General features: G+C 72.8%; 13 protein-coding genes. 10 read left to right on the top strand and 3 right to left on the bottom strand.

The window, feature by feature from the left end; all coding sequences use genetic code 11:
- Positions 1-107 precede the first annotated feature (107 nt).
- The 3 genes from AB5J73_RS36930 to AB5J73_RS36920 are packed head-to-tail and all read left to right on the top strand — an operon-like array spanning position 108 to position 2,751.
- Entirely contained in the window at positions 108-695 is a 588-nt protein-coding gene (locus tag AB5J73_RS36930) for an ArsR/SmtB family transcription factor (protein ID WP_370963447.1), read from the top strand.
- The gene (locus tag AB5J73_RS36925) at positions 692-1,954 is read left to right on the top strand and encodes an MFS transporter (RefSeq protein WP_370963446.1); all 1,263 of its coding nucleotides are present in this window, start codon (positions 692-694) and stop codon (positions 1,952-1,954) included. The genes AB5J73_RS36930 and AB5J73_RS36925 overlap by 4 nt, the downstream gene beginning before the upstream one ends.
- Entirely contained in the window at positions 1,918-2,751 is an 834-nt protein-coding gene (locus AB5J73_RS36920; RefSeq protein ID WP_370963445.1) for a metallophosphoesterase, read from the top strand. Before AB5J73_RS36925 ends, AB5J73_RS36920 begins: the two co-directional genes overlap by 37 nt.
- On the opposite strand, the gene AB5J73_RS36915 is transcribed toward AB5J73_RS36920, so the two are convergent.
- Positions 2,746-3,291 carry an ABATE domain-containing protein gene (locus tag AB5J73_RS36915; protein WP_370963444.1) on the bottom strand — a complete coding sequence of 182 codons (546 nt, stop codon included), beginning with the start codon at positions 3,289-3,291 and terminating at the stop codon, positions 2,746-2,748. The two genes, AB5J73_RS36920 and AB5J73_RS36915, sit on opposite strands and share 6 nt — an antisense overlap.
- A gap of 38 nt (positions 3,292-3,329) precedes the next feature.
- Here AB5J73_RS36915 and AB5J73_RS36910 point away from each other — a divergent pair, with 38 nt between their 5' ends.
- A complete protein-coding gene (locus AB5J73_RS36910) occupies positions 3,330-4,271 on the top strand; it encodes a phosphotriesterase (protein WP_370963443.1) in 942 nt (313 codons plus the stop codon).
- Between the two features lies 1 nt (position 4,272).
- Here the strand turns inward: AB5J73_RS36910 and AB5J73_RS36905 are convergent, their stop codons facing one another.
- Positions 4,273-5,178 carry a PAC2 family protein gene (locus AB5J73_RS36905; RefSeq protein WP_370963442.1) on the bottom strand — a complete coding sequence of 302 codons (906 nt, stop codon included), beginning with the start codon at positions 5,176-5,178 and terminating at the stop codon, positions 4,273-4,275.
- Positions 5,179-5,216: 38 nt separating this feature from the next.
- Between AB5J73_RS36905 and metH the strand changes: the two genes are divergently transcribed.
- The 6 genes from metH to hisG all read left to right on the top strand — a co-directional run bounded on the left by metH (position 5,217) and on the right by hisG (position 12,725).
- On the top strand, positions 5,217-8,771 hold the full coding sequence (metH, locus tag AB5J73_RS36900; RefSeq protein ID WP_370963441.1) for a methionine synthase: 3,555 nt from the start codon (positions 5,217-5,219) through the stop codon (positions 8,769-8,771).
- 19 nt (positions 8,772-8,790) lie between these two features.
- Positions 8,791-9,453, top strand: a complete 663-nt coding sequence (locus AB5J73_RS36895) for an HAD family hydrolase (RefSeq protein ID WP_370963440.1) — start codon at positions 8,791-8,793, stop codon at positions 9,451-9,453.
- 56 nt (positions 9,454-9,509) lie between these two features.
- Complete coding sequence (locus AB5J73_RS36890; RefSeq protein ID WP_370963439.1) at positions 9,510-10,970, top strand: AlkA N-terminal domain-containing protein; 1,461 nt, start codon at positions 9,510-9,512, stop codon at positions 10,968-10,970.
- Between the two features lie 14 nt (positions 10,971-10,984).
- On the top strand, positions 10,985-11,470 hold the full coding sequence (locus AB5J73_RS36885) for a methylated-DNA--[protein]-cysteine S-methyltransferase (RefSeq protein ID WP_370963438.1): 486 nt from the start codon (positions 10,985-10,987) through the stop codon (positions 11,468-11,470).
- 104 nt (positions 11,471-11,574) lie between these two features.
- The gene (locus AB5J73_RS36880) at positions 11,575-11,838 is read left to right on the top strand and encodes a phosphoribosyl-ATP diphosphatase (RefSeq protein ID WP_086681128.1); all 264 of its coding nucleotides are present in this window, start codon (positions 11,575-11,577) and stop codon (positions 11,836-11,838) included.
- 41 nt (positions 11,839-11,879) lie between these two features.
- Entirely contained in the window at positions 11,880-12,725 is an 846-nt protein-coding gene (gene hisG / locus AB5J73_RS36875; protein ID WP_370963437.1) for an ATP phosphoribosyltransferase, read from the top strand.
- Positions 12,726-12,755: 30 nt separating this feature from the next.
- On the opposite strand, the gene AB5J73_RS36870 is transcribed toward hisG, so the two are convergent.
- On the bottom strand, positions 12,756-13,691 hold the full coding sequence (locus AB5J73_RS36870) for a ParA family protein (RefSeq protein WP_370963436.1): 936 nt from the start codon (positions 13,689-13,691) through the stop codon (positions 12,756-12,758).
- Between the last annotated feature and the right edge of the window lie 6 nt (positions 13,692-13,697).

Raw genomic sequence — 13,697 nt, 5'->3', positions numbered from 1 at the left:
GGCAGCTGCTGCGTAGCGAACGATAGCGCAGCCCGTTGACAAACCCGCAGGCGGGACCAAGTATGAAAGGAAGCTTTCGAAATGAGTCTTTCAGAATTGGGTGACCGATGGCCGAGCTGCCGCCGCGCAAGCGGATCGAGGACGTCGAGCTGCTGCGCGCGCTGGCCCACCCGCTGCGGTCGGCGCTGCTCAACCACCTGACCGCCGTCGGCCCGCGCACCGCGAGCGAGTGCGCGGAAGCGGTCGGCTCGACGGCGTCCAACTGCAGCTGGCACCTGCGGCAGCTGGCGCAGTACGGGCTCGTCGAGCGGGCCGACGCCGAAGACGGCCGGGAACGCCCGTGGCGCGCCCGCCAGGTCGGGCTGGAGATGGGGGAGCTGGCCGACGACCCGGCGCACCGGGCGGCGCAGCTCGGCGTGGTCGGCGCGACGCTGAGCCACGAGCAGGAGCTGACCCAGCGGTACCTGGACTCCCTCGACGGCCTCGACCCGGCCTGGCGCGCCGCGACCGGGATGTCGGCCTACGCGCTGCGCGTCACACCCGCCGAGCTGACCCGGCTGACCGACGCGATCGACGCGCTGGTCCGGCCCTACGTCGGCGCGATCAGGACCGACGCGCCGGCGGACGCGGGGTCGGTGCACCTCGGCGTGCGGGCGTTCCCGCGCATCGAGCACTCGGGGAAGGCGGAGGCGTGAAACAGCTCCTGGGCGTGCCTGCGTTCGCGCGGCTGTGGGCGGCCGCCTTCTTCGGCGAGACGGCCGAGTGGATGCTGCAGGTGGCGTTGCCGGTCTACGTCTTCCAGCGCACCGGCTCGGCCGCGACGACGGCGCTGAGCATCGTGCTCGGCCTGCTGCCCGCGGTGCTGCTGAGCCCGGTCGCCGGTGTCGTCGCCGACCGGTGGAACCGCCGCGCGGTGCTGTCCGGCGTCTGCTGCGGGCTCGCCGTCGTGGCGCTCCCGCTGCTGGCCGAGCCCGGTGTCCCCGTGGTGTACGCGGTGATGGCCGCCCAGGCGGCGCTGGCGTCGGTGTTCGAGCCGGCGCGCAACGCACTCGTCCCCGAGCTGGTCGGGGTCGCCGACGTGACCGGGGCCAACGGGCTGATGAGCGTCAACGGCAGCGTCGCCCGGCTCGCCGGCGGCTGGGCGGGCGGCGCGCTGCTGGGCTTCGGCGGGCTCGCCGACGTCATCACCGGCTACCTGGCCGTCCTCGCGGTGGCCGCGGCGCTGCTGGCCAAGCCGTTCCGCCGGGTGGCGGCGCCCGCGCCCGCCGCCGCCCGCGAACCCGTCGTGCGGGCCTGGATCGACGGCCTGCGGGAGCTGACGCGCAACCGGCGCCTGTGGCGCACCGGGCTGGCCCTGGTGTTCACGTCGCTGGCGCAGGGCATGTTCCTGGTGCTGTTCGTGGTGTACGTCCTGGACGTGCTCGGCGGCAGCGAAGCCGACGCGGGCCTGCTGCGTGGCGTCCAGGCGATCGGCGGGCTGGCCGCCGGGTTCGCCTTGGCCACCGTGGCGCGGCGGGTGGCGCCCACGGCGCTGATCGGGTGGGGCTCGGTGCTGCTGGGCGTGCTCTCCGCGGTGATCTGGAACCTTTCGCTGGTGACGACGGCGCTGGGCGGCTACCTCGCGTTGTTCGTCCTCGTGGGTGCGCCGGGCGTCGCCGTCGGCGCCGGGGTGCTGTCGGAGATCCAGAGCGCGGTGGCCCCCGAACGGGCCGGCCGGGTGCTGAGCACGACGTTCGCCGCCATCGCCGCCTTCACCACCGCCGGCGCGCTGCTGGCGGGCACCCTGGTCGCGGTGACCGGGCCCGCCGTGCTGCTGAACGTCCAGGCCGGGGTCTACGTGCTCGCGGGCGTGCTCATGCTGTCCCGGATTCGCAGGTTTCGCGAAGTCCCCGCGAGCGCGGTGGCTACGGTGGAGGGGTGCCACACCTCTTCGCCACCAGCGACCTCCACGTGACCCACGAGGGCAACGGCCCGATCCTCGACTCCGTCGTCCCCGAGACGGCGGACGACTGGCTCCTCGTGGCCGGCGACGTGGCCGAGCGCGCGGAAGCCACCATCGGGACGCTGAAGACGCTGCGCGAGCGGTTCGCGAAGGTCGTCTGGGTGCCGGGCAACCACGAGCTGTGGACGACGAACAACGACCCGTGCCAGCTGCGCGGCCAGGCCCGCTACGAGTACCTGGTCGAGCAGTGCCGCGAGATCGGCGTGCTTACGCCGGAGGACGAGTACCCCGTCTGGGAGCACGGTTCGCGGCCGCTGACCATCGCGCCGCTGTTCCTGCTCTACGACTACAGCTGGCGGACCCCCGAGGCGGAGGGCAAGCCGCTGGAGGAGGCCCTGCGGCAGGCGCGCGAGGCCGGCGTCGTCTGCACCGACGAGTACTTCCTGCACCCCGACCCGTACCCGAGCCGGCAGGCGTGGTGCGCGGACCGGCTGAAGATCAGCACCGAGCGCCTCGATGCGATCCCCGAGGACCACGGCACGATCCTGATGTCGCACTGGCCGCTGCACCGCCACCCGACGGCGCCGCTGTACTGGCCCGAGTTCGCGCTGTGGTGCGGTTCCACGAAGACCGAGGACTGGCACGTCCGCTACCGCGCGGAGATCGCCGTCTACGGCCACCTGCACATCCCGCGGACCACGGAAGCCGACGGCGTCCGCTTCGAAGAGGTGTCGCTCGGTTACCCGCGCGAGTGGCGCAAGCGGGCCCGGGGCGCGGTCCCGATGCGCCGCATCCTCTGGCCGTCATGATTCCGTGCGGCGCCGTTCCCTGAGCGCGCGGACCCGGCCGCGGCTGGCGCAGGCCGGGGCCGGGCACCAGCGGCGCCGGCCGCCCGGGTCGGCGAAGACGCCTCGGCAGTCCTGCTCCGGGCAGGCCCGCAGGTCGTGCCGCAGCGGTCCGGTGAGCCAGTCCGCCGCCTGGTGGGCCAGCCGGGCGAAGGCGGCGGCCGCGGTCGGCGGGGCGCTCCGGTGCACGCGGTCGAGCGCGGCCAGGTGCACCGGCTCCACGGCCAGGAACCGCGTCAGCGCCCGGACCTGCCCGGCGTTCGGCGCGACGCCGTCCACCACGCCCAGTGCGAGCGGCCGCAGCGCCTCGCGCAGGTCCTGCGCGGCCGGCACGTCGAAATCCGTGACCGGGGACAGCGGGGTCAGCTCCGCCAAGGCCAGCCAGGCGCGCAGCCGGTCCACGTTCGGGAGGCGCTCGACCGGCCGCGGCCCGAAGTGGCGGCCGCGGGTGGCGAGCAGGTTCAGCCACGGCGCGCCCATGTCGAGGCGGAAGTCTTCCGGCACCTCGCCATCGTAACGGGTCAGCCGTTACACTCGGTCGGGTGACCGGGGACCCCAAGGTGCGCACGCTGCTCGGCGACATCGAGCCGGCCGCGCTCGGCGTGACCGACTCGCACGACCACCTCTTCTTCGCCTCGAAGCTGCTCCCGGGCGAGGAGCTGGACAGCACGGAAGCGGCGATGGAGCAGCTGCTGACGTTCCGGGGCGCCGGCGGCTCCGCCGTGGTGCAGTGGACGCCGTTCGGCCTCGGTCGCCGGACCCGGGAACTCGCCCAGCTCTCGCGGGAAGCCGGGGTGCACGTCGTCGCGGCGACCGGCCTGCACCGGGCCGCGCACTACGCGCCGGCGTTCCTCCACCAGGTGGCCGACGACCTGGTCCGGCTCTTCGTCGCCGACCTCGTCGAGGGCACCGGGCCCGCCGACCTGCCGGAGGACCTGCGGATGCGGCAGCACCGGGCGGGGCTGATCAAGGTCGCCGGCGCGTTCCACGCGATCGACGCGCACGCCCGGACGACGCTCACCGCGGCCGCGGTGGCGCACGAAGAGACCGGGGCGCCGATCGCGGTCCACCTCGAACACGGCACCGCCGGCCCGGAGATCGCCGAGCTGCTGTGCGGCACCCTCGGCGTGCCCGCCGATCGGGTGATCCTCGGGCACCTCAACCGCCACCCGGACCCGAGGATCCAGCGCGAAATCGCCGGAACCGGCGTCTTCCTGGCGTTCGACGGGCCGTCCCTGGCCAACCGCGCCACCGACTGGCGGCTCGCGGACTGCCTCGAGGCCCTCGTCGGCGCCGGGCACGGCGGTCAGCTGCTGCTCGGCGGCGACACGACGACCGCCGCCGCCCGGCGCGAACCGGGCGGCCTCCCGTACCTGCTCACGACGCTGGCGCCGCGGCTGACGAAGCTGCTCGGCGGCGACGTCGTCACGGCCATGCTGGTGGCGAACCCCGCCCGGGCGTTCGCCACCAGCTGGCGCGGGTGACTCAGCGCAGGCCGAAGCCTTCCTGTCCGCCGCCTCGGCCGCGGCGGCGCAGGTAGCGCTCGAACTCCGCGGCGATCTTGTCGCCGCTGACGTCCTGCTCGGCGACCTCGCTCTGCGCGTCCCCGCGCTCCTCGAGGCCCCGGACGTACTCGCTGATCTCTTCGTCCTCGTCGGCCATCTCGCTGACCGTGCGCTGCCACTCCTCGGCCTGCTCCGGCAGCGCGCCGAGCGGGATCTCGACGTCGAGGATGTCCTCCAGCTTGTGCAGCAGCGCCAGCGTCGCCTTCGGGGACGGCGGGTGCGACACGTAGTGCGGCACGGCCGCCCAGATCGACACGGCCGGGATGCCCGCCTGCACGCAGTAGTCCTGCAGGATCCCGACGATGCCGGTCGGTCCCTGGTAGTTGTTCAGGTCCAGGCCGTAGAGCGACGCGGTGTCCTTGTCGTAGGCCGTTCCGGTGACCGGGACCGGCCGGGTGTGCGCGGTGTCCGCGAGCAGCGCGCCGAGCGTCACGACGGTCGCGACGTCCAGCTGCTTGATGTGCTCCAGCAGTTCCGCGCAGAAGGCGCGCCAGCGCATGTTGGGCTCGGGTCCCTGGACGAGGACCACGTCGCGGTCGAACCCGTCGGGACGGCACACCGAGAGCGTCGTGGTCGGCCAGTCCACCCGTCGAGTGACGCCGTCCACCATCCGGACGGTCGGGCGGCTGACCTGGAAGTCGTAGTAGTCGTCGGGCTCCAGTTCGGCCAGGGGCGTGGCGTCCCAGTTCAGCTGCAGGTGCTCGACCGCCCGGCTGGCCGCGTCACCTGCGTCGTTCCAGCCTTCGAAGGCGACGACCATCAAGGGCCGGGTGGGTTCGGTGCGGTCGCCGGGCGGCCGCGGGGTCTCGTCGACGGGCTCACTCACCGGACCAGCCTACGGCTACCGGCCTTACCCTGTTCAGCATGTCCGACCGCCTGTCGTCACCGTTTCTCGAAGTCCTGGGCTCGCGCGTCCTGGTGGCCGACGGGGCGATGGGCACCGCCCTGCAGGCCCACGACCTGAGCCTGGACGACTTCGGCGGGCTGGAAGGGTGCAACGAGATCCTGAACGTCACCCGGCCGGACGTCGTCCGGTCCGTGCACCGCGGCTACCTCGAAGCGGGGGCGGACGCGGTCGAGACCAACACTTTCGGGGCCAATTTCGCCAACTTCGCCGAATACGACATCACCGGACGGATCTTCGAGCTGGCCGAAGCCGGCGCGCGGCTGGCCCGGGAGGCCGCGGACGAGTACGCGACGGCGGACCGCCCGCGGTTCGTGCTCGGCTCGGTCGGCCCCGGCACGAAGCTCCCGACGCTCGGTCACGCGCCGTTCGCCACTCTGCGCGACGCCTACCAGGAGCAGGTCCGCGGCCTGCTGGCCGGCGGCGTGGACGCGGTGATCGTCGAGACCACCCAGGACATCCTCCAGACGAAGGCGTCGATCATCGGGGCGAAGCGGGCGATGGCGGCCGAGGGACGCCGCGTGCCGGTCCTCGCTTCGATCACCGTCGAAACGACCGGCACGATGCTGCTCGGCACCGAGGTCGGCGCGGCGCTGGCCGCGCTGGAACCGCTCGGCATCGACGTCATCGGGCTCAACTGCGCGACCGGGCCGGCCGAGATGAGCGAGCACCTGCGGCAGCTGGCCAAGCACGCCCGGGTGCCGCTGTCGGTGATGCCGAACGCCGGCCTGCCGGAGCTCGGCCCGGCCGGCGCCGTCTACCCGCTCGGCCCGGAAGCGCTGGTCGAGGCACTGACCGGGTTCGTGCGCGAGTTCGGCGTCGGCCTGGTCGGCGGCTGCTGCGGCACCACCGACGAGCACATCCGGCAGCTCGCCGCCGCCGTGGCGGACACCGCGCCCGTGGCCCGGCGGCCGCGGCCCGAGCCCGGCGTGTCGTCGCTCTACCAGGCGGTGCCGTTCAAGCAGGACGCCAGCGTGCTGATGATCGGCGAGCGGACCAACGCCAACGGCTCGAAGGCGTTCCGCACGGCGATGCTCGAGGGCCGCTGGGACGACTGCGTCGAGATCGCCCGCGAGCAGACCCGCGACGGCGCCCACCTGCTCGACCTCTGCGTCGACTACGTCGGGCGCGACGGCACCGCGGACATGGCGGAGCTCGCCGGACGGCTCGCCACCGCGTCGACGCTGCCGATCATGCTCGACTCGACCGAGGTCCCGGTGCTCCGCGCGGGACTGGAGCGGCTCGGCGGCCGGTGCGCGGTCAACTCCGTCAACTACGAGGACGGCGACGGGCCGGAGTCCCGGTTCACCCAGGTCATGGAACTGGTGAGCGAGTACGGCGCCGCCGTCGTGGCCCTGACCATCGACGAGGAAGGCCAGGCGCGGACCGCGCGGACGAAGGCCGACATCGCCACCCGGCTGATCGAGGACATCACCGGTACCTGGGGCCTGCGCACCTGCGACGTCATCGTCGACGCGCTCACCTTCACCATCGCCACCGGCCAGGAGGAGTCGCGCCGCGACGGGGCCGAGACGATCGAGGCGATCCGCGAGATCAAGCGGCGCCACCCCGAGGTCCAGACCACGCTGGGGCTGTCCAACATCTCCTTCGGGCTCAACCCGGCCGCGCGGCAGGTGCTGAACTCGGTGTTCCTGCACGAATGCGTGCAAGCCGGCCTGGACACCGCGATCGTGCACGCGTCGAAGATCCTGCCGATGGCCCGAATCCCGGACGAGCAGCGCGCGGTGGCCCTCGACCTCGTGTACGACCGCCGCCGCGAGGGCTACGACCCGCTCCAGGAGCTGATGGCGCTGTTCGAGGGCGTCAGCGCGGCGTCGTCCAAGGCGTCGCGGGCCGAGGAGCTGGCCGCGTTGCCGCTGTTCGAGCGGCTCGAACGCCGGATCGTCGACGGCGAGCGCAACGGCCTGGCCGACGACCTCGACGCGGCACTGGACCAGCGTCCCGCCCTGGAGATCATCAACGACACGCTGCTGTCGGGCATGAAGACCGTCGGCGAGCTGTTCGGGTCCGGGCAGATGCAGCTGCCGTTCGTGCTGCAGTCCGCCGAGGTGATGAAGGCCGCCGTCGCGCACCTCGAGCCGCACATGGAGAAGGAGGACGACGCCGGCAAGGGCCGGATCGTGCTCGCCACCGTCCGCGGCGACGTGCACGACATCGGCAAGAACCTCGTCGACATCATCCTGTCCAACAACGGCTACGAGGTCGTCAACCTCGGCATCAAGCAGCCGATCACCACCATCCTGGACGCCGCCGAGGAGCAGGGCGCCGACGCGATCGGGATGTCCGGGCTGCTGGTGAAGTCGACCGTGATCATGAAGGAGAACCTCCAGGAGATGAACTCCCGGGGCGTCTCCGTGCGCTGGCCGGTGCTGCTCGGCGGCGCCGCGCTCACCCGGTCCTACGTCGAGAACGACCTGAGCGAGCTCTACCTCGGCGACGTCCGCTACGCGCGGGACGCGTTCGAAGGCCTGCGGCTGATGGACGCGATCATGGCCGCCAAGCGCGGGGAATCGCCGCTGGTGGACGCCGACGCGGAGCAGAAGCGGCGGGAGCGCAAGGAACGCCGGGCGCGTTCGCTGCGGATCGCCGAGGCGCGCAAGGCCCGCAAGGCCGAGGAGGAAGCCCTCGAAGGCCCGCCGCCGGCCCGCTCGGACGTGGCCACCGACGTGCCGCTGCCGACCGCGCCCTTCTGGGGTTCGCGCGTGGTCAAGGGCGTCGCGCTCGCCGACTACGCCGCGATGCTCGACGAGCGCGCGACCTTCATGGGGCAGTGGGGCCTCAAGGGCGCCCGCGGCGGCACCGGCCCGACGTACGACGAGCTCGTCGAGTCCGAGGGCCGGCCGCGGCTGCGGTACTGGCTCGACCGGCTGACCGCCGACGGCGTCCTGGCCCACGCGGCGGTCGTCTACGGCTACTTCCCGTGCGTCGCCGACGGCGACGACCTGGTCGTGCTCACCGAGCCCGAGCCGGACGCACCCGAGCGGCTGCGGTTCACGTTCCCGCGCCAGCGCCGCGACCGGCGCCTCTGCCTGGCCGACTTCTACCGGCCGCGGGAGGCGGCCGAAGTCGACGTCGTGCCGTTCACCGTCGTGACCATGGGCCAGCCGATCGCCGACTACGCGAACGAGCTGTTCGCCGCGGACGCCTACCGCGACTACCTCGAGGTGCACGGCCTCGGCGTCCAGCTCACCGAGGCGCTGGCCGAGTACTGGCACTGCCGCATCCGGGGCGAGCTGATCCTCCCCGGCGGTGTGGCGGTCGCCTCAGCGGACCCCGACGACGTCGAGGACTTCTTCAAGCTCGGCTACCGTGGAGCACGGTTCTCCCTGGGCTACGGCGCCTGTCCCGATCTCGAGGACCGGGCGAAGATCGTCGCGCTCCTCGAGCCGGGCCGCATCGGCGTCAAGCTGTCCGAGGAGTACCAGCTGCACCCCGAGCAGTCGACCGACGCGATCGTCTGCCACCACCCGGAAGCGAAGTACTTCAACACCTGACCCTGGGAGGGACTCCACTGTGGACGGACTCGGCGCCGTGTTGTGGGACATGGACGGCACTCTGGTCGACTCCGAGAAGCTGTGGGACGTCGCGCTCTACGAGACGGCGGAAGCACTGGGCGGCAAGCTTTCCGAAGAACAGCGGATGACGCTCGTCGGGTCCAACATGGACGACACGGCGGAGTACCTGCTCGAGGTCGTCGGCCGCGAAGTCACGCCGGAGGCGATCGCCGCCACCGGCGACCAGATCCGCCGCCGGACGGCCGGGCTGTTCGACGACGCGCTGCCGTGGCGCCCGGGTGCCCGCGAAGCACTGGCGGCGGTGCGCGAAGCGGGCTTGCGGTCGGCGCTGGTCACCTCCACCGAGCGCGACCTCACCGAGCTGGCGCTGAACACGATCGGCCGCGACTTCTTCGACGTCACGGTCTGCGGCGACGAGGTGGAGGGCTTCAACAAGCCGCACCCGCGCCCGTACCTCAAGGCGGCCGAGCTCCTCGGGGTCGACGCGGCGCGGTGCGTCGCGGTCGAGGACTCCCCGCCGGGCACGGCGTCGGCGGTCGCGGCGGGCTGCACGGTGCTGGTCATCCCCAACGACGTCGCGGTCGAGCCGGGGGAGCGGCGCGTGTTCCGCGACTCGCTCGTGGGCATCGACGTGCCCGCGCTGGCGGCTTTGCTGGGCTGACGCCCATGTCGCATTTCCGCTAGCCCCGCTCGCCGCGCTCGGCGATGCTGGGTCGCGTGCATGAAGACTTCGAACGGTGCGTGCGGGCCGTGCAGGGGAAGGACGCCCGGTTCGACGGGTGGTTCTACACGGCGGTCCTGACGACGAAGATCTACTGCCGGCCCAGCTGTCCCGTGGTGCCGCCCAAACCGCGGAACATGAGCTTCTACCCGAGCGCGGCGGCCGCGCAGCAGGCCGGGTTCCGCGCCTGCAAGCGCTGCCGCCCCGACGCCAGCCCCGGCTCCCCGCTGTGGAACGAGCGCGCCGACCTGGTGGCGCGGGCGATGCGGCTGATCGCCGACGGCGTCGTGGACACCGAAGGCGTCCGCGGGCTGGCCGCCCGGCTCGGCTACAGCGTCCGGCAGGTCGAGCGCCAGGTGTTCGCCGAGCTCGGCGCCGGCCCGCTGGCGCTGGCGCGGGCCCAGCGCGCGCAGACCGCGCGGATCCTCATCGAAACGACCGCGCTGCCGATGACCGAACTGGCACTGGCCGCCGGCTTCGGCAGCATCCGGGCGTTCAACGACACCGTGCGGGAGGTGTTCGCCCTCTCGCCGACCGAACTGCGGCAGCGCGCGAAGGGCAAGCCCGCGGCGGCCGGGGCGCTCGTGCTGCGGCTGCCCTACCGGAAGCCGCTGTGCCCCGACAACCTCTTCGGGCACCTGGTGGCGACCGGCGTGCCGGGCGTGGAGGAGTGGCGGGACGGCGCCTACCGCCGGACGCTGCGGCTGCCGCACGGCGCCGGCATCGTGGCGCTGCGCCCCGAGGACGGCCACATCGCCTGCCGCCTCACCCTGGCCGACCTCCGGGACCTGCCCGCCGCGACCAGCCGGTGCCGCCGCCTGCTCGACCTGGACGCCGACCCGCTCGCCGTCGACGAGCAGCTGGCCACCGACCCGCTGCTCGCGCCCCTGGTCGCGGCCGCGCCGGGCCGCCGGGTCCCGCGCACGGTCGACGGCGCCGAGTTCGCCGTCCGGGCCGTGCTGGGCCAGCAGGTCTCGACGGCGGCGGCCCGCACCCACGCGGCCCGGCTCGTCGTCGCGCACGGCGAACCGGTCGAGGACCCCGAAGGGGGCCTGACCCACCTGTTCCCGTCGCCGGAAGCCCTGGCTTCGCTGGACCCGGAGACGCTGGCCATGCCCCGCAGCCGCCGTCGCACGCTGCTCGCCCTGGTCGAGGCGCTGACCGGCGGCCTCGACCTCGGCGCCGGCAGCGACTGGGAGACGACCCGGGCCGCGCTGAGCGCGTTGCCCGGCTTCGGGCCGTGGACGGTCGAGAGCATCGCGATGCGGGCGCTGGGCGACCCGGACGCCTTCCTCCCCACCGACCTCGGCATCAAGTACGCGGCGGAAACCCTCGGCCTCGGCGGCCAGGCCGCCGTCGTCGCCCGGTCCGCCGCCTGGCGCCCGTGGCGGGCCTACGCCACCCAGCACCTGTGGGCCACCGGTGATCACGCGATCAACCGGATGCCCGCGGCTTGAGTTCAGGAGAACCGATGCGCACCCACGCTGTCGTGGACAGCCCCTGCGGCCCGCTGACGCTGGTCGCCGAGGGCGACGCGCTGTGCGGCCTGTACATGGCCGAGCAGCGCCACCGCCCGGACGAGCTGACGTTCGGCTCGCCCGACCCCGGCGCGGACATCTTCGCCCGCGCCGAAACCGAGCTGAAGGAGTACTTCGCCGGCCGGCGCGAGCGGTTCGAGCTGCCGCTGACCTTCGTGGGCACGCCGTTCCAGCGGTCGGTCTGGGCCCAGCTGCGCGAGATCCCGTACGGCACCACCACCTCGTACGGCGAGCTGGCCGCCCGGCTCGGCAGCCCGGGAGCGTCCCGCGCGGTCGGGCTGGCGAACGGCAGGAACCCGATCGGCATCATCGTCCCGTGCCACCGGGTGGTCGGCTCGACCGGCTCGCTCACCGGCTACGGCGGCGGCCTGGAGCGCAAGCGGTACCTGCTCGACTTCGAGCGGGGCGCGCTCTTCTGACTCCCACCATCCGGGAACCGCGTTCCACGGTGGTGTGAGATGGGCGGCATCCGCGGCGGGCCGGGGCGGCACCCGCGGGGCCGGGGTGGAAGGATCTGCAGATCGTGAAGACCTTCGATGAGCTGTTCGCGGAGCTTGCCGAGCGCGCGCGTACCCGTCCCGACGGGTCCGGCACCGTCGTCGCCCTCGACGCCGGGGTGCACGCCCAGGGCAAGAAAGTGCTCGAGGAAGCCGGCGAGGTGTGGATCGCGGCCGAGCACGAGTCCGACGACCGCCTCGCCGAGGAGATCTCCCAGCTGCTGTACCGGGTGCAGGTGCTGATGCTCGGCCGCGGTCTGTCGACCGAGGACGTCTACCGCTACCTGTGACGGGTCCCCCGAAGAACCCGATGGACGAGGAGAAAAGCGAAATGCTGCGTGTTGCCGTGCCGAACAAGGGAGCCCTCGCCGCCGCGGCGACGGAGATGCTCGGCGAGGCGGGCTACCGCAAGCGGCATGAGCAGCGCGACCTGACCGTGCTCGACCCGGTGAACGAGGTCGAGTTCTTCTTCCTGCGGCCCAAGGACATCGCGATCTACGTCGGCTCCGGCGAGCTCGACCTCGGCATCACCGGCCGGGACCTCGCGCTCGACTCCGGCGCGCCGGTCGAGGAGGTCCAGGCGCTCGGCTTCGGCGGGTCGACGTTCCGCTACGCCGCCCCGGCCGGCAAGGAGTGGAAGCCGGCGGACCTGCACGGCAAGCGGCTCGCGACGTCGTACCCGCGGCTGGTCCGCGACGACCTCGCCCGCCACGGCGTCGAGGCCGAGGTGATCCGCCTCGACGGCGCCGTCGAGATCTCGATCCAGCTCGGTGTCGCCGACGCGATCGCGGACGTGGTCGAGTCCGGGCGGTCGCTCCGGCAGAACAACCTGGTGGCCTTCGGCGACCCGATCTGCGTCTCGGAAGCGGTCTTGCTGCAGCGCGCGGGGACCGGGGAGAGCAAGGCCAAGTCGCAGCTCGCGGCGCGGCTGCGCGGGGTCGTGTTCGCGCAGCAGTACCTGATGCTGGACTACGACTGCCCGCGCACGCTCGTCGAGCGGGCGATCGCCATCACGCCGGGTCTCGAGTCGCCGACGGTGGCCCCGCTGGCCGACGAAGACTGGGTCGCCGTGCGCGCGATGGTGTCGCGCAAGGACGTCAACCGGGTCATGGACGAGCTGGCCGAGGTGGGCGCCAAGGCCATCCTGGCGTCCGACATCCGCTCCTGCCGCCTCTGACCCCCGAAGCCCGATCGGCCGCGCCGAACCTCAGCGCGGCCGGTTGGGCTTCTTCGGCAGCAGGTCGTAGAGGCCCTTGCGGACCCCGTTGTCGTTGACGTTGCGCGCCACCGCGACCTCGGAGATGAAGTCCTCGAAGACGAACTCCTCGTCGGCGGGCACGACGGCCGGGGCCTGGTTCTGCTCCAGGTAGCCGTCGAGGGTGGCCGCGATCTCGCGGAACGACAGCGCCTGCAACGTCTCCGGGGCGTAGGTCGTCACCGGGACGCCGTGCGCGGCCGCTTCGTTCATGACCACGCCGAGCGGCAGGTGCGACAGCATCGGGATGCCGAACTCGTACATCTCCTGCAGCGCCGCGGCCGCGTAGTGCGAGATCGGCCGCCGGTACAGGCTCGGCACCAGGCCGAACCACGACAGCGGCTGCCGCCCGACGGTCTGCTCGACGTACCGGACCTGGTCGGCCAGCAGCCGCAGCGCGCGGATGCTCGTCTTGTCCGGCTGCACCGGCACGAGGATCCCGTGCGAAGCCGCCAGCGCGTTGTTCGTCAGCACGTCGAGGGCCGGCGGGCAGTCGATGACGCAGTGGTCGTAGTTGGCGAACTGGATGACCCGAGCCAGCTGCCAGCCGGGTACGCGGAACGAGTCGAGCCGCCGGATCAGGTCGAACATCCCCGGTGACGTCGGCACGACGTCGAGCGCGCCGCCCTTGCCGAGGTTGCTGCGCGGGTGCGGGACGACGATCTCGTCGATCGAGCCCTTCCACGTCTTGGCCAGCGCTTTCGCCAGGCTCGGCTGGTCCGGTGGCACCTCGGCCAGCCCGAGCATCTCGGTCGTCGCGTGGCCCTGCGGGTCGAGGTCGACCAACAGCACCCGCCGGCCCCGCTCGGCCAGCGCGGCCGCGGTGCCGACGCTCAGAGAGGTCTTGCCGACCCCGCCTTTCTGGTTGACCACCGAGGTGATCTGCATGCCGGA

The organism is Amycolatopsis sp. cg9, from assembly GCF_041346945.1.
Lineage (GTDB): Bacteria > Actinomycetota > Actinomycetes > Mycobacteriales > Pseudonocardiaceae > Amycolatopsis.
This window is presented reverse-complemented; position numbering and strand designations above follow the sequence as displayed.

What these genes read in the sequence shown, in the direction of transcription:
- AB5J73_RS36930 (WP_370963447.1), top strand. Translation starts at nt 108, where the DNA reads ATGGCCGAGCTGCCGCCGCGCAAGCGGATCGAGGACGTCGAGCTGCTG.
- metH (WP_370963441.1), top strand. Translation starts at nt 5,217, where the DNA reads ATGTCCGACCGCCTGTCGTCACCGTTTCTCGAAGTCCTGGGCTCGCGC.
- AB5J73_RS36885 (WP_370963438.1), top strand. Translation starts at nt 10,985, where the DNA reads ATGCGCACCCACGCTGTCGTGGACAGCCCCTGCGGCCCGCTGACGCTG.
- hisG (WP_370963437.1), top strand. Translation starts at nt 11,880, where the DNA reads ATGCTGCGTGTTGCCGTGCCGAACAAGGGAGCCCTCGCCGCCGCGGCG.
- AB5J73_RS36870 (WP_370963436.1), bottom strand. Translation starts at nt 13,691, where the DNA reads ATGCAGATCACCTCGGTGGTCAACCAGAAAGGCGGGGTCGGCAAGACC.